The sequence below is a fragment of the Mesorhizobium sp. WSM4830 genome (assembly GCF_055811495.1).
In genome coordinates this window covers 67,233-83,527 of sequence record NZ_JBVVQI010000023.1, presented here as the reverse complement: position 1 = coordinate 83,527, position 16,295 = coordinate 67,233, and the positions used below count along the sequence as shown (strand labels likewise).

Annotated in this window: 11 protein-coding genes and 1 pseudogene; 5 read left to right on the top strand and 7 right to left on the bottom strand. The window is 61.9% G+C overall.

All coding sequences use genetic code 11. The annotated features are described in order from the left end of the window. Window positions 1–208: 208 nt before the first annotated feature. Window positions 209–4,019: pseudogene (gene metH / locus AC0L2Y_RS25025) on the top strand (methionine synthase). A gap of 446 nt (window positions 4,020–4,465) precedes the next feature. On the opposite strand, the gene AC0L2Y_RS25020 reads toward metH, so the two are convergent. Next, on the bottom strand, window positions 4,466–4,627 hold the full coding sequence (locus AC0L2Y_RS25020; RefSeq protein ID WP_473560204.1) for a hypothetical protein: 162 nt from the start codon (window positions 4,625–4,627) through the stop codon (window positions 4,466–4,468). Window positions 4,628–4,721: 94 nt separating this feature from the next. Between AC0L2Y_RS25020 and AC0L2Y_RS25015 the strand changes: the two genes are divergently transcribed. After that, a complete protein-coding gene (locus AC0L2Y_RS25015) occupies window positions 4,722–5,789 on the top strand; it encodes a cyclic nucleotide-gated potassium channel (protein ID WP_473560203.1) in 1,068 nt (355 codons plus the stop codon). A 177-nt stretch (window positions 5,790–5,966) separates the two neighbouring features. Here the strand turns inward: AC0L2Y_RS25015 and AC0L2Y_RS25010 are convergent, their stop codons facing one another. From AC0L2Y_RS25010 to AC0L2Y_RS24990, 5 genes are all read right to left on the bottom strand, one after another. Continuing rightward, the gene (locus AC0L2Y_RS25010) at window positions 5,967–9,170 is read right to left on the bottom strand and encodes an efflux RND transporter permease subunit (RefSeq protein WP_473560201.1); all 3,204 of its coding nucleotides are present in this window, start codon (window positions 9,168–9,170) and stop codon (window positions 5,967–5,969) included. Continuing rightward, window positions 9,167–10,273: an efflux RND transporter periplasmic adaptor subunit gene (locus AC0L2Y_RS25005; protein WP_473560248.1), complete on the bottom strand. Its 1,107-nt coding sequence runs from the start codon at window positions 10,271–10,273 to the stop codon at window positions 9,167–9,169. The genes AC0L2Y_RS25010 and AC0L2Y_RS25005 overlap by 4 nt, the downstream gene beginning before the upstream one ends. 316 nt (window positions 10,274–10,589) lie before the next feature. After that, window positions 10,590–10,859 carry a DUF1194 domain-containing protein gene (locus tag AC0L2Y_RS25000; protein ID WP_352490230.1) on the bottom strand — a complete coding sequence of 90 codons (270 nt, stop codon included), beginning with the start codon at window positions 10,857–10,859 and terminating at the stop codon, window positions 10,590–10,592. A 16-nt stretch (window positions 10,860–10,875) separates the two neighbouring features. Further along, complete coding sequence (locus AC0L2Y_RS24995) at window positions 10,876–11,856, bottom strand: phosphatase PAP2 family protein (RefSeq protein ID WP_352490229.1); 981 nt, start codon at window positions 11,854–11,856, stop codon at window positions 10,876–10,878. 236 nt (window positions 11,857–12,092) lie between these two features. Further along, entirely contained in the window at window positions 12,093–13,457 is a 1,365-nt protein-coding gene (locus AC0L2Y_RS24990) for an RtcB family protein (protein WP_352490228.1), read from the bottom strand. A 154-nt stretch (window positions 13,458–13,611) separates the two neighbouring features. Between AC0L2Y_RS24990 and AC0L2Y_RS24985 the strand changes: the two genes are divergently transcribed. Then, window positions 13,612–13,929, top strand: a complete 318-nt coding sequence (locus AC0L2Y_RS24985) for an ArsR/SmtB family transcription factor (protein ID WP_023676569.1) — start codon at window positions 13,612–13,614, stop codon at window positions 13,927–13,929. After that, window positions 13,926–14,408, top strand: a complete 483-nt coding sequence (locus AC0L2Y_RS24980) for an SRPBCC family protein (RefSeq protein WP_473560200.1) — start codon at window positions 13,926–13,928, stop codon at window positions 14,406–14,408. The genes AC0L2Y_RS24985 and AC0L2Y_RS24980 overlap by 4 nt, the downstream gene beginning before the upstream one ends. A 588-nt stretch (window positions 14,409–14,996) precedes the next feature. On the opposite strand, the gene AC0L2Y_RS24975 is transcribed toward AC0L2Y_RS24980, so the two are convergent. After that, window positions 14,997–15,362, bottom strand: coding sequence for a winged helix-turn-helix transcriptional regulator (locus tag AC0L2Y_RS24975; RefSeq protein ID WP_473560199.1), 366 nt, complete (start codon window positions 15,360–15,362; stop codon window positions 14,997–14,999). Window positions 15,363–15,470: 108 nt separating this feature from the next. On the opposite strand from AC0L2Y_RS24975, the gene AC0L2Y_RS24970 reads away from it, so the two are divergent. Then, a complete protein-coding gene (locus AC0L2Y_RS24970) occupies window positions 15,471–16,175 on the top strand; it encodes a glutathione S-transferase family protein (RefSeq protein ID WP_473560198.1) in 705 nt (234 codons plus the stop codon). Window positions 16,176–16,295: the final 120 nt, after the last annotated feature.

Here is a 16,295-nt window from a genome sequence, read left to right as displayed (position 1 = left end):
TTGCCGCTGGGTAGCGTGCGGTTGACAGCGCGAAGGCGGCCCGGCGCCCATGTTGCCGTACCTCTGATCGTGGCGGTCACTGCCCCTGCCTCAGGCCGGCGAAACCGATGCGTGGGGAACAAGGGTGACAAACAGAGCTGGAGGGCGTATGTTGACATAAAGATGTCTTTATGTGACTTGAGTGCGACTGTCGTCTCGAGGATGAAAAATGTCGCAAAGTTCCTCATCGCTGGATGACCTGTTCGGCCCCGCCACAGCAAAGCCCAACGGTTCCGAAGTGCTTGCTGCGCTGACCGCAGCGGTGCACGAACGCATCCTCATCCTTGACGGCGCAATGGGCACGCAGATCCAGGGCCTCGGGTTTGACGAAGACCATTTTCGGGGTGAGGCCTTCGCCGGCTGTGCCTGCCACCAGCAGGGCAACAACGACCTGCTGATCCTGACGCAGCCGAGGGCGATCGAGGAGATCCACTATCAGTACGCCATCGCCGGCGCAGATATCCTTGAAACCAACACCTTCTCCTCGACCTCAATCGCCCAGGCCGATTACCGCATGGAGGATGCGGTCTACGCGTTGAACCGCGATGGCGTGCGACTGGTGCGCCGCGCCGCTGTTCGTGCCGAGCAGGAGGACGGCAAGCGCCGTTTCGTCGCCGGCGCGGTCGGGCCGACCAACCGCACCGCCTCGATGTCGCCAGACGTGAACAATCCCGGCTATCGCGCCGTAACCTTCGACGACCTGCGCCTTGCTTATGGCGAGCAGTTGCGCGGTCTCATCGACGGCGGCGCCGACATCATCCTGCTCGAGACGATCTTCGACACACTCAACGCCAAGGCGGCGATCTTCGCCTGCAACGAGATCTTCATCGAGAAGGGCGTGTACCTGCCGGTGATGATCTCCGGCACCATCACCGACCTGTCCGGCCGCACGCTGTCCGGGCAGACGCCGACCGCCTTCTGGCATTCGGTGCGCCATGCCAGCGCCTTCACCATCGGCCTGAATTGCGCGCTCGGCGCCAACGCCATGCGCGCGCATCTGGCAGAGATATCCGGTGTCGCCGATACGTTCACTTGCGCCTATCCGAATGCCGGCCTGCCCAATGAATTCGGCGGGTATGACGAGAGTCCGGAATTCATGGCCGCGCAGATCGAGGATTTCGCGCGCGAGGGATTGGTCAACGTCGTGGGCGGCTGCTGCGGCTCGACGCCCGACCACATCCGCGCCATCGCAGCGGCGGTGAAGAAATATCCGCCGCGTGCGGTTCCCGATATCGAACCCAGGATGCGCCTGTCTGGCCTCGAGCCGTTCACGCTGACCGACGAGATTCCGTTCGTCAATGTCGGCGAGCGCACCAATGTCACGGGCTCGGCGAAGTTCAGGAAGCTGATCACGGCGGGCGACTATGTCACCGCGCTCGACGTCGCGCGCGACCAGGTCGCCAACGGCGCCCAGATCATCGACATCAACATGGACGAGGGCCTGATCGATTCGAAGAAGGCGATGGTCGAATATCTCAACCTGATCGCCGCCGAGCCCGACATCGCCCGTGTTCCCGTGATGATCGACAGTTCCAAATGGGAGATCATCGAGGCCGGCCTGAAACGCGTGCAAGGCAAGCCGCTGGTCAACTCCATCTCGATGAAGGAGGGCGAGGAAGCCTTCCTGCATCATGCGAGACTCGTGCGCGCCTATGGTGCGGCGGTGGTCGTCATGGCCTTCGACGAGGACGGCCAGGCCGACACCAAAGCGCGCAAGGTCGAAATCTGCACCCGCGCCTACAAGCTGTTGACCGAGCAGGCCGGATTCCCGCCGGAGGACATCGTTTTCGATCCGAACGTCTTTGCCATCGCCACCGGCATCGAGGAGCACAACAATTACGGCGTCGACTTCATCGAGGCCGCGCGGCAGATCACCACGACACTTCCCCATGTCCATATTTCGGGCGGCGTGTCGAACCTCTCCTTCTCGTTCCGTGGCAACGAGCCGGTGCGCGAGGCCATGCATGCCGTGTTCCTCTACCACGCCATCCAGGCGGGCATGGACATGGGCATCGTCAATGCCGGGCAGCTTGCCGTCTACGACACCATCGATCCGGAGCTGCGCGAAGCCTGCGAGGATGTCGTCAACAACCGTGAGCCGAAAGGTGGTAGCACGGCGACCGAGCGCATGCTGGAACTTGCCGAACGCTTCAAAGGCACGGCCGGCAAGGAGGCGCAGGAGCGCGATCTCGCCTGGCGCGACTGGCCGGTCGAGCAGCGCATTTCGCATGCGCTGGTCAACGGCATCACCGAATTCATTGACGCGGACACGGACGAGGCGCGGGGTGCGGCCGAGCGTCCACTGCATGTCATCGAAGGTCCGCTGATGGCGGGCATGAATGTCGTCGGCGACCTGTTCGGCTCCGGCAAGATGTTCCTGCCGCAAGTGGTGAAGTCCGCCCGCGTCATGAAGCAGGCCGTTGCCGGCCTGCTCCCCTACATGGAGGCGGAGAAGCTGGCGAACGCCGCCCACGGCATCGACAATGGCGAGCGCCAGACCGCAGGAAAGATCCTGATGGCGACGGTGAAGGGGGATGTCCACGACATCGGCAAGAACATCGTCGGCGTGGTTCTGGCGTGCAACAATTATGAGATCATCGACCTCGGCGTCATGGTGCCGGCGACGAAGATCCTGCAGACGGCGCGCGAGCAGCAGGTCGACATCATCGGCCTGTCCGGCCTGATCACGCCGTCGCTAGACGAGATGGCGCATATGGCGGCCGAGATGGAACGCGAAGGCTTCGACATTCCGCTGCTGATTGGCGGCGCGACCACCAGCCGCGTGCACACAGCGGTCAAGATCCATCCACGCTACACCAGCGGCCAGACGGTCTACGTCGCCGATGCCAGCCGCGCGGTCGGCGTTGTTTCGGCGCTGCTGTCGAACGAGGCCAAGGCCGGCTACGTCGACAACGTCCGCGCCGAGTACAAGAAGGTCGCCGACGCGCATGCCCGCTCCGAAGCCGACAAGCAGCGACTGCCGCTGCCCAGGGCGAGGGCCAATGCGCACCGGATCGACTGGTCGGCCTATGAGCCACCGAAGCCGTCCTTCACCGGCGTAAAAGTGTTCGACAACTGGGACTTGACGGAGCTTGCGCGCTACATCGACTGGACGCCATTCTTCCAGACCTGGGAGCTGAAGGGCCGTTATCCTAGGATCCTCGAGGAGGAGGCGCAGGGGCCAGCCGCGCGCCAGCTGTTCGAGGATGCGCAGGCGATGCTGAAGAAGATCATCGCCGAAAAATGGTTCGCGCCCAAGGGCGTGATTGGCTTCTGGCCGGCGAATACCGTCGGCGACGACATCAGGCTGTTCACGGACGATAAGCGCTCGCAGGAACTGGCGACCTTCTTCACCTTGCGCCAGCAACTGGCCAAGCGAGACGGCAGGGCCAATGTCGCGCTGTCGGAATTTCGTCGCGCCCGCCGACAGCGGTAAAGCCGACTATCTCGGCGGCTTCATCGTCACCGCCGGCATCGAGGAAGTGGCGATCGCCGAGCGCTTCGAGCGGGCGAACGACGATTATTCCTCGATCATGGTCAAGGCGCTGGCCGACCGTTTCGCCGAAGCCTTCGCCGAGCGCATGCATGAGAAGGTGCGCAAGGAGTTCTGGGGTTACGCGCCCGACGAGAACCTGGCACCGGACGACCTGATCGGCGAACCTTATCGCGGCATCCGCCCGGCACCCGGCTATCCAGCGCAGCCCGACCACACCGAGAAGGCGACGCTGTTTCGCCTGCTCGACGGCGAGCGCAATGCGGGCGTCAGCCTGACCGAAAGCTATGCGATGTGGCCGGGCTCTTCCGTGTCGGGCATTTATCTCGCCCATCCCGAAAGCTATTATTTCGGCGTCGCCAAGATCGAACGCGACCAGGTCGAGGATTATGCTAGCCGTAAGGCGATGCCAATCGCCGATGTCGAGCGCTGGCTGGGCCCCGTTCTCAACTATGTGCCGGCACACTATGCCGAGGCGGCTGAATAGTGGGAACGGCGGCATCGTAAATTCGTGCCTTCTAAATCTCCGCTGCCTTTTCGACCGGATGGCTTTCGACAGTTTCTTGTGCTCCTTCCTTGCCAAGCGTTTGAGGTAGGCAAAAGACTCTTGAAGCGGGCGGGTTTCGGCCTTCGTAAGAAGGGCTACTTAGCTGGTGCCGGGTCCGCATCGTGCGATACGGACTGAGATACAAACTGTGATACAAATCGCTACGGAATTCTACCAAAAACCCCTTTAAAATCAACGCGGGAGGCGGTGCAGCGTTGCATCTCGACCGCACCAATCAAATTCGAAAGCGGAACCTCACCCGTTGAATTCGAGCACGGCAGTGACCTTGTCAGGGCACGTGCTTTTTGCCTGATTGCGGTCGCGAGTTTGGCCGATGCGAAGAAGCAATCAGCGCGCGTAGCCATATATGCGGTTGGCGCACCTGATTATTCGCGCACCAGGCGTCCGGTCGCCCACCAGATCACCGACACAACAACGATCGATGCGTAGCCGTCCACGGCATAGTGCCAGCCAGTGAACACCGATCCGTACAGGATCAGGTCCGCGTTGTAGCCTGTCTGTTCATTTTCCCGGACATCTGAGTTCACCGTTGGTGATGAACATCGCAGCGAAAGTAAGCACCTTTGCGCTTGCCTTGAAGGCATCCTACTCTGGAGGATAATAGCCGCTCGTGAGCATAGAATGTCGGTACTGCCTTTCTTAAGAATCTACGCACCGCTCAACGCGCTGCTGGCTGCGACTGGGCTTGTGGCGGTGGCTGCGCTCACGACACCGGATATGTCCGCACGAAGCAGACTGGCTCTGGCTACCGTGCTCGCGGTCATTTGGGGCGTCTATCTCCTGCAACTGGCTGAGACGGTCCTCAAGCGCCGGGCGGGAGACGTTCGGGTCAGGACGCCGGCAATTGCCATTGATATGCTCGCGGTTTTGGTTCCACTCGCCGCATTTCTGCTCGTCGGTACGCCTGACCGGAGCCTCTACTGTGCTGTCTGGCTGCTGAAACCGCTGCGCGACTCGACTTTCTTCCCGCTGCTGGGCAGGATCCTGACCAACGAAGCGCGCAACCTGATCGGCGTCACCACGGTCTTCTGCATCGTTCTGTTCGGTGTTTCGCTCGCGGCCTATGTCATCGAGCGCGACGTCCAACCGGAAAAGTTCGGCAGCATCCCCCAGGCAATGTGGTGGGCGGTGGTCACGCTGTCCACCACGGGCTATGGCGACGCTATTCCGGAAAGCTTCGCCGGCCGCGTCCTTGCCGGGGCGGTCATGATGAGTGGCATCGGCATCTTCGCGCTCTGGGCTGGCATTCTTGCCACCGGCTTTTATCAAGAAGTCCGTCGCGAGGATTTCGTCCGCAATTGGCAATTGATCGCCGCCGTGCCGTTGTTTCAGAAGCTCGGCCCGGCCACACTAGTCGAGATCGTGCGCGCATTACGACCTCGCATCGTGCCGGCGGGCGCTGTGATCTGCCGCAATGGCGAGACCGGTGATCAGATGTTCTTCGTCGTGGAGGGGCGCGTCAGCGTCGCGACGCCGACCCCGGTGGAGCTTGGCCCTGGCGCCTTCTTCGGCGAGATGGCGCTGATCAGCGGCGAACCGCGCTCGGCGACCGTCAGCGCCACAACGGTGGTCTCACTCCTGTCGCTACACTCGGCGGATTTCCAGCTGCTGTGCAGCAGCAGCCCGGAGATCGCGGAAATCATCCGCAAGACCGCGCTCGAGCGGCGCGGCGCGGCGCCTAAGGGTTGACCGTGATTAGGTGTTCGTCAGGAGGAGGATGCGACCGATGCAAAATATCGCTCGGTGCGGGTCCCCAGGTGGGAACACACCAGCTGAAACATCAGGACCCGTGCCTTATCCACCTTGGCCAAGTCTATTGCAATGACCCGCGAAACGTCTCCTTTTGCATATTTACCAGCCGCTACCCTACTCGGCGGCCGTCTCCGATGCCGCATCTGCCGGCCCCGAAGGCTCGGCCTCGGTGCGGGGCTTGCGCCGTGAAAACAGCGACCTGAGCGTGACGTAGAACACCGGCGTCAGGAACAGGCCGACGAAGGTGACGCCGAGCATGCCGGAGAACACCGCGGTGCCAAGCGACTGGCGCATTTCTGCGCCCGGGCCCGTTGCGATCACCAGCGGCACGACGCCGAGGATGAACGAGAAAGCGGTCATCAGGATCGGCCGCAGCCTGAGCCGGCAGGCTTCGACGGCAGCCTCGGCGGCCGACAGGCCGCGTTCCTGCGCCTGGCGCGCGAATTCGACGATCAGGATCGCGTTCTTGGCGGCAAGCCCGATCAGCACGATGAGCCCGATCTGCACGAGGATGTTGTTGTCCAGCCCTCGGAAAGACACGCCGAGCAACGCCGCGAGCACGCCGAGCGGCACCACCAGCACAATGGCGAACGGCAGCACCCAGCTTTCATATTGCGCCGCCAGCGCCAGGAACACGAACAGCACCGACAGTCCGAAGATATAGACAGCGGCATTGCCGGTGTTGCGCTCCTGATAGGCGAGCTCGGTCCATTCATAGGAGGTACCGGCCGGCAGCGTCTTTGCCGTGATCCCTTCCATCAATGCCAGCGCGTCGCCCGTGGAAACGCCGGGCGCGGCGTTGCCCTGCAGCGGCACCGAGACGTACATGTTGTAGCGCTGGACCAGCGCCGGGCCGGTGACGTCGCGGATCTCGATCAACGTGCCGAGCGGAACCAGCGCGCCGGTCGCCGAGCGCACCTTCAGTTTCAAGATGTCGGCGCGATCGAGGCGGAATGCCTGGTCGGCCTGCGCCCGCACCTGGTAGACGCGCCCGAAAGCGTTGAAGTCGTTGACGTAGGCGGTGCCTAAATTGATCGACAGCGTCTCGAAGATGTTGGGGATCGGCACGTTCAGGATGCGCGCCTTGTCGCGATCGATCGCCAGGAAGAATTGCGGGCTCGACGCGGAGAACGTGGTGAACACGCCCGTCAGCCCCGGCGTCTTGTTGGCCTTGCCGGCGATTTCGTTGGCAAGCGCCAGGATCTGCCGCATGTCGGCGCTGTTGCGCTCCTGGATCTGCAGCTTGAAGCCGCCGGCATTGCCGACGCCGCGGATCGGCGGCGGCGGCAGTGCGATAATGAAGGCTTCCTTGATGCTTTGCAGACTGCCGAACAGATTGCCGATGACCTGGGTCGCCGACTGGCCGGCTTTCAGTCGCTCGTCAAAGGGCCTGAACCTGGCGAAGATCACGCCCGCGTTGCTGGCGTTGGTGAAGGTCGCGCCGGAGAAGCCGGCGAAGGCGACTGCATAGTCGACGCCTGGCGTTTTCTGGATGATCTGCGACGCCTGCTGGATGACCCCATCGGTCCTCGACAGCGAGGCGCCGTCCGGCAACTGGACGACGACGATCGCATAGCCCTGGTCGAGCGACGGAATGAAACCGCGCGGCACCGCCTGCACCATGTAGACCGTGGCGTAGATGAGGGCCGCGAAAACGGCCAGCATGGCGGCGATCGTTATCCACGAGCCGACCAGCACGCGGACGATGCTCGAATACCAGTGGGCGACCTTGTCGAAGCCGCGATTGAAGCCGTCGGCGAGCGCCCGTCCGAACCGCGCCAGGAAAAAGCGCGGCGGCGCCGCCGCGGCGTGGTGCGGCTTGAACAGCAGTGCGGCCAGCGCCGGCGAAAGCGTCAGCGAATTGAATGCCGAGATCGCCGTCGACACCGCGATAGTGATCGCAAACTGCAGGTAGAACTGCCCAGAAATGCCGGGGATGAAGGCTGTCGGTACGAACACGGCTATCAGCACCAGCGAGATCGCGATGACCGCGGTTCCGACTTCGTCCATGGTCAGGTGCGACGCCGGATTGGGCGCCAGCCCTCTGGCGATATTGCGCTCGACGTTCTCGACCACGACGATCGCATCGTCGACGACGATGCCGATCGCCAGAACGAGGCCGAACAGCGTCAGCATGTTGAGCGAGAAGCCGGCGGCGTAAAGCACCGCCAGCGTGCCGATCAGCGACACGGGGATCGCCACGATCGGCACGATCGCCATGCGCCACGATTGCAGGAAGACGATGATGACGATGATGACCAGCAGCATCGCCTCGAGGATCGTCTTGTAGACCTCCTGGATCGACTCGGCGACGAACTCGGTCGGATTGTAGACGATGTCGTAGCTCAACCCCTTCGGGAAGTCGCGGGAAAGCTCCTTCATCTTGTCCTGGATCTCCGCGGCTGCGGCGAGCGCATTGGTGCCCGGCCGCTGGAAGATGGCGAGCGCCACGGCCGGTTTGCCGTTGAGATAGGAGTTGGTGACGTAATCCTTGGCGCCGAGCTCGATGCGCGCCACGTCCTGCAACGAGATCAGGCGACCGTCGTCGGCCGATTTGACGATCACGTATCGGAAGTCGCGTGCGTCGTTGAAGCGGCCTTGCGTGGTGACCGTGTACTGGAACGCCGTGCCGGTGCTGGTCGGCGGCGCGCCGATCGAGCCACCCGACACCTGGACGTTCTGGTCGCGCAGCGCCTGCACCACATCGCCCGAGGTCATCCCCAGGGCGGACAGTTTTTCCGGATCGAGCCAGATGCGCAGCGAATATTCGCGTTCGCCGAAGATGATGAGGTCGCCGACGCCGTCTAACCTGAGCAGTATGTCGCGCACCCGCGAGCGGGCGTAGTTCGAGACGTAGAGCTGGTCGTAGGTATTGTCGGGCGACAGCATGTGCACGACCATCATCAGGTCGGGCGAGGTCTTGGTGGTGGTGATGCCGAGGCGGCGGACTTCTTCGGGCAGGCGCGGCTCGGCGACCGACACGCGGTTCTGTACCAGCACCTGCGCCTGGTCGAGATCGGTGCCCAGCTTGAAGGTGATGGTCAGCGCCATCGCCCCGTCGCCCGACGAATAGGACGACATGTAGAGCATGCCCTCGACGCCGTTGATCTCCTGCTCGATCGGCGTTGCCACCGTCGCTGCGACCGTCTCGGCGTCGGCGCCCGGATACTGCGCGCGAACGACGATGGTCGGCGGCGCGATCTCGGGATATTGCGCGACCGGCAGCTGGGTATAAGCAATCCCGCCGAGGATTAGCAGGACGATCGAAACGACCGATGCGAAGATCGGACGGTCGACGAAGAAATGTGCGAACCTCATTGCTGCAACCCGGCGGTCTCGGCCCTGGGCGGCAACGTCACCATCTCGACCTTCACCTTGGTGCCGGGCCTGGCGTGCATCAGCCCGTTGACGATGATCGTCTCGTCGCCGGTCAGGCCCCCGCGGATCACCCGGTAGCCGTCGAGAAGCGGGCCGGTGCGCACGGGCTTTGCCGACACCGTCCCGGCCTCATCCACCAGGAAGACGATGCGGCGATCCTGATCGGCGCCGATCGCCTCGTCGGGCACCAGCACGCCGCTATGCGGCAGCGACCCCGGCACGTTGATGCGCCCGAACATGCCTGGCTGGAGAATGCCGTCGGCGTTGGGAAACCTTGCACGCACCCGCATGGTGCCGGTCGCGTTGTCGATCCGGTTCTCGGCAAAATCGAGCTTGCCTTTGAATACCGCCTCCGCGCGGTCGGCGACGCGAACCACCACATCGAGCCCGCCGGCGCCTTCCTGCATGCTGCCGCCACGCTCCTTCGCGTCGCGGGCGTAGCTGAAATACAGGCGCTCATCGACGTCGAAATAGAAGTCGATCGGATCGCGCGTAACGATGGTCGTCAGCAAGGTGGAATCCGGCTGCACGAGGTTGCCGACCGACACCAGCCGGCGGTCGATGCGGCCGGACAAGGGCGCCTTGATCTCGGTGAATTCCATGTTCAGGCTGGCCGTCGTCAGCGCAGCCGTCGCGCCCTGCATCTGCGCCTGCGCCGAAAGGTATTCCCGCCGGCGGTCGTCGACCGTCGCGGTTGAGATATTGCCGGTCTTGGCGAGTTCGTCGGCGCGATCCAGCTGCATCTTGGAGAATTCGAGCAGACTCTTGGCGACGTCCACTTGCGATTTGGCGGCATCATAAGCCGCCTGGTACGGACGCTGGTCGATGGTGAAGAGCAGGTCGCCCTTGTTGACCAGTGCGCCGTCCTGGAAGCTGATTTTGTCCAGATAGCCGCTGACGCGCGAACGGATGGCGACCTGGTCGACGGCTTCGAAGCGCCCGACGAACTCGTCGTCTTCGACGATTTCACGGACCACCGGCTTGGCCACCGTCACCACGGGAAGCTGCTGGTCCTGCGCAAACGCAGTGCTGCTGAAAGCCATGCCGAGCAGGAATGCCGCCGACATGGCAGCGCGGGCAAGCCAGCCGGCCGATCGACGGGGTCGCCCGCCCGCGTCGCGATGCAATTGGCCATTATCTGGGGTGTCCATTTGCGTCCTCGCTCGCTGGACCGGAGGTCGGTTGATCCGCTTCTACGCTCAGGCTTCTCGTCGAGATCAGAGCACTGCAGTGTTGTGCATGGCAACATGATCATTTTCCATGTGGGCTGAAATGTCCACCCTTTGGCTGCCCCGCCATTGGGCTAAAGTCAGTCGCGAATTAAGGGATTCAGGATTCCTTTGATGGACGGCTTATGATTCATATTGGTCGAAGGAGATCGATATGGGCATTACCACGCCGGCCGGATTCAAATGGACTGCAACACTGCGGCATCGAGCAGCCGTTGACATATCCCTCCCGCTGCAGCCGTTGTTCCGTCTCGCTCATTGAAGAGGATACATCGACATAAAGAACCAAGTTCGAGATCCACCGGCAGGGAGCGTCCTTGTAAGGGCACCTGCTTTTTGCCTGGTTACGGTCGCGAGTTTGGCTTATTCGAAGTGGCCATCGGCGGGCATGGCCATCCATCGATAGGCGCACGTGATTATTCGCGCACCAGGCGTCCGGTCGCCCACCAGATCACCGACACAACAACGATCGATGCGTAGCCGTCCACGGCATAGTGCCAGCCAGTGAATACCGATCCGTACAGGATCAGGGCTGCAAAGGTCCAACCCAGAACGCCAAGCCAGCGATTGATCGATGACAGCAAATAGGCGTTCAATGCGGCAAAGGCGACATGCATGCTTGGCATGGCCGAGATGCCGCCGCCAAGACTTGGCCGGCCGCTCTGGTAAGCCATCAGGAGGTATGCCGCGGGGTCCCGCACCATGTAACTATGGTCCAGTCTGTCCAAGGCCGCATTCAATCCGTGGAAGCGATCCACGCCAACAAAGTGGTGGTAGTAAACCGGTCCGACCGATGCCAGCGCCAGGGCCAAGACCGTTCCGAGGACGCACAACGTCAGCGCTGCTGCGCAGAGATAGCGGATGCGGGCAATCTCGTCCGACCAGAGCGACACGAAAAGGATGGTGCCGAACCACTGGTAAAACCAAATGACTTCATAGCTGTTGAAGACGACGAACGACCAATTGTTGCTGTCGAGCTTATGGACGATCTCCCATGGCGGCATCCCGTGCAGCCATTCATCAGCGTCGGCCAACCAGTTGTCGGCATAGTATGGGACGACGGACGGGATGGCGATCTTGTAGGTAGAGAACGCGGTCAAGCTGGCAAAGAAGAACAGCAGCACCAGCAGACAGCCGCGCCAGCGCCCTTGAACCAAATCCAGTGCGTAGCGAACCGGTTGCCGCCGGCCATGGATTAGCGCGGCACAACAGACGCCACCGATAAACAACACCGGAATGCCAACAAGAAACTTGTGAGAATAGATTAAGGCTGACGTATAGAATACTTCTGGATATAGTGCAGATGCGCCTAATACGTATGTCGCCATGAACAGGGAGAGGCGCAATTGCCATATGGCGGAGGGCCTGTAGCGAGAGGCGTCCGTGGTGAGGGCCAAACCAATTTACCCGTTCTTAAAGTTTCGCCGGAGAGACACATACACCGATAAGGTAAAAACCTTGCCGCCAGGTTTACCTTTTCCCCGGTGGTCGACATTTGCCGGCTCGAGACATGGTCCGGCCGTTCAGAGTAAGGTAGTTGCGGGTCGACCGTCGCCTGGCAAAGGAGTTCAAGGCGATGTCGGCGGAAGCACTCGGCTTACCGCTCGGTAGCGTTCCGCCATTTTCCGACATTTCATTTCTTGTTTCTCCACGGCATGTCCTTTTCCCAATCGCCTGCCATGATCGAGCCGTAGGGATCGACAAAGTCCTGGATGGTCGCCAGGCCATGCTTCTCGATTTGGCCAATGACCTGTTTGGCGCTCTTGTAGGCCGCCGGCAATTCGGACAGGTCTGGTCTTCCCATCCAAAACCGGATGTCCAACCCGCGCGTTTCAGCCTTGAGAACGTCGTCGAGTTCCCGCGAGCCGATCACGTCGCGCAAGTAGCGGGTTCTGCTCATGTTTCGGCCGGCACCATGAGGGGAGAAGCCAAGCGACGCCTTTTTGTCGGTGTGGCCGGTGATCAAGATCGGCTCGCTCATATTCATCGGGATCAGCGTACGGCCAACGTCGTCCGCCGAGAAGCGAGAGAACGAAGGCGTTGCGCCTTTGGCATGATAGAAGAGCCCGTCGTCCCGGCGAAAGACGAAGTTGTGCTCGTTCCAGAACCGATCGACAATATGGTTGCCAAGGACACCCTGAACGCGGTCATGGATGCGGAAATGGTTTTGCTTGGTCCACTCGCGAATGGTTTGCAGTGCTTCCCAGTATGCGCGGCCTTCGTCGGTTTCAGCCTCGATCCATGCCGCCCCAGAAGGCGTTCTTGGCGACACTATTGCCGTATGCTTTTTGGCCAATGCCATGCCGCGTTTGTACAGCATCGCTCCCGGACCGCGTGATCCGTGATGGGTTACTATAGCCGGCTGTCCGGTCGACCTGAGATGACCGACATAGAGGAAATGATTGCCGTCGCCCTGCGTGCCCATGTTGCTGTCGCCGATAGGCACAATGTCGGAAAGGAAGCGGTTCGACTTAAATCGCACGGCAAGTTCCCGCGACATGTCCCAACCACGCCGATCCTTACGCCCGCCGGGCCCGAAATGCGTTGCGTCGAACGCCGCGTCGAGTATCTTCTTCGGATCGTCGTTCCTCTTGAACACCGTGATCGCCATCGAGCAGCAAATATCGGCCGAATGGAAACCAGGGTGGATGGCGTTTCTAGCCGCCACGACACCGCCGACGGGGATGGTTCCTGCCGGACATGCGTCGGGCATGACGACCCCGGCCACGACTGTTGGTGTGCGCAGGAGGGCATCCATGGCCTCGACCACCAGGCCAAGGTTTTCGCGCTCGACATCGTTTTCCGGCTCCAGGAAAACGCTAAACGCCAGCGCATTGGTCCTGGGCATCATCTCGACCGGCATCAGTGTTTGCAGATAGGCGAAGATGTCGTCCTGCGAGCGTCCTTCGCTTTCCATGCGTTGCGCGTCGGCGATAGCAGCCGGAAACCACTTGCCCGGCTTAAAACCCCACTGGATGAGTTCCTTGCCGGTGATCACGGCCGTCTCCTGTCGTCAAAAAGATCAGGCTGATTATCACGCTGCCCGAACGCGCGCACCACCCGAGCCTCGGGGGCCGAACCGGCCGGGTGTTTAAACACCGGTCCACCGCTCCGTCAGTTGACCTATCATAAGTTTTAGCTTATCATAAGTCATGATTTATGATTATGCAGGAATGGTGGCCTTGGCCGACCCGACGCGCCGCAAGGTGTTCGAGCTCATCGCCGATCGGCCACGCTCGGTCATCGATCTGACGCGAGTGCTTCCGGTCTCGCAGCCGGCCGTATCGCAGCACCTCAAGGTCTTGAAGGAGGCCCGGCTGGTCCGCGCAGAGCCCAAGGGTGCCAGCAACATCTATCATCTCGACCCGCATGGGCTCGGCGAGATGCGCGCCTGGCTCGACCGCATGTGGGGCGATGCGCTCGACGCCTTCAAACGGGAAGTCGACAACAGTAAGGAGAAGAGGAAATGACGACCATGATCAAGCCCGCGCCGGTCAGGAAGTCGGTTACGGTGGAGGTGCCGCTCGACAGGGCATTCGATGTGTTCACCACAGGATTCGGACGGTGGTGGCCGGCTTCGCACTCGATCGGCAAAGCCGCCCTGACGACCGCGGTGATCGAACCGAAAGCCGGCGGCCGCTGGTACGAGATCGGCGAGGATGGATCACAATGCGATTGGGGCGAGGTTCTCGCCTGGGATCCGCCGTCCAGGCTGACGCTCGCCTGGCGCATTGGAGCCGGCTGGCGCTACGATCCGGGATTGCTGACCGAAGTCGAGATTCGCTTTGTCGCGCTCGGCGAGAACGCGACGCGTGTGGAACTCGAGCACAGGCTTCTGGAGAACATGGGCGAAACCGCAGAGGCGATGCGCGAGGCCTTCGAATCGGAGGGTGGCTGGAGCGGTCTCCTGGACCGCTATGCGGCTGAGGCCAAGCGCCACGCCGCCTGATCGGGAATACCAGCGAGGCCGTCGCACTGTCGGCCTCGCCTCATTCCCGGTGCAGCATGTGCCGCTCTGCCCGGCCACTGGGACCAATATTGTTGGGCGAACGATGCCCCAACCGGAACGGCGGGCACACCCACACCAAGCGTTGTCGCAGACCACCCGGCGGTTGGTCCGCGGCGGTACCAGAGCTGGATTACCGGTGCTTCTCGACGAAGGCCTTGCAGGCGGGTGACAACTGCTCGATCATGCTCTGAAGGTCGCATTTGCCGATCGGTGTCATTGGGCAAAGCCGTTTGTAGTCAGGCTTGCATTCCTTGCCCTGAAAAGATTTGAAGGCCTTTGCCTCGGCGGTAATCGGGCTCAAAAGTATTCCCGAACAAACCAACGCGAATCCGTCCATACCCACGCAGGCAGACGCCTATGCGGCGATGGCTCTGTTCTTCTTAATCTCTGGCTCGAACTTGACGACGTTAGAGTATCTGCTCGGCAATGAAGCTTCTGGCGCTGCCGGTGCATTTCGGTATTCGGCCCGGATCCGACCCAAAGCGGCTGTCCAGCCTCGGGTGGCAAGCGTCAGATTTTCACGATCGGCTAGGCGGCTGTGTCTAGATTCGTTTCGGGCGTCGACGTAGCCCGGCCGGCCCGATCTTGCTCGGTATGTTCCCACCAGTCGCCGAGGGCGTCGACAAGCGGCACAAGCTTGAGGCCGGGCTCCGTGAGGTCGTAATCCACGCGTAGCGGATAGCCGGCGTGCGCCGTTCGCCGCACGATCCCGGCTTCCTCCAGCTTGCGCAGTTCCAGCGCCAGGATGCGGTGCGACACGGTTGGGTTGTCGCGCCTCAGGTCGCTGAAGCGCTTGGTCCCGTCCTTGAGATAGTAGAGAAGCAAGGTGGGCCAGCGACCGCTGAGCACACGCATGGTCTCCTCGATCGGGCAGCGTGAGACGACGTCTTTCATGGCGGGGACCTGGTTACAGAATAGTGCGTAATTTACATGGGGCGACCAGCGTTTAGGGTCAAGTTTCGCTGCGCAGCGTAATCCCTAAATCATGGAAGAGACAAAGAAATGGAACCTATTCTCCTTTACGGCTTCCCGCTGGGAAGTTCGATGGGGCTTGTCGCTGCTTTTGAACGCGTCGGACAGCCCTACCGCCTGTGTCGCGTCGACATGCTCACTGAGATGAAGAACGACGCCTATGCCAGCATCAACGGCCGTCAGGAAACGCCGGTGTTGATCACCGACGAAGGCAGGGTGCTCACCGAGACCATGGCGATCGCCGCCTGGCTCGAAGCTCGTGACACCCAACGCCGTATCAGCTTCGAGCCTCGCTCGCCGGAGGCCGACCGAATGCACCAGCTGATGGCTTTCGTGAACACCGGTTTCACCGCCGCTTTCACCCCGCTCTGGGCTGCATATGAAATGGAATCGGCCGAACCGGTGTTGTTGGCAACCTTGCGTGACTTTGGCCGCAAGATCGTTACCAACCGCCATGACCAGCTCGAGGCGATGATCGCCGACACGGACTTTCTGGTCGGCGACCGGCTGACGCTTGCGGATACCACGCTGATTGGCGTGGCGCGCTGGGCGGAGTTCCACAAGGCGGTCGACGGCGCGAGCTACCCCAAGCTGGCCGTGTTGCGCGGCAGGATCGAAGCCGATCCGGCCGTGCGTTACGCACAGGCCATCGAGGATGGCGAAAATCCGGCGGGTTCGGGTGCCTGTCTTGGCCATGTCCCGCTGGCCGAAGTGATCGATCGTTTCGCTGCCTAGCTTTTGTCACGCAGCTCAGCCGCGGGGGGGGCGCCGGGGGGGGGGGGGGGGGGGGGCCGCCCCGGGGGGGGGGGGTGGGGGGGCGGGGGGGGGGGCCAAAACAAACTGGGGTGGATGGGG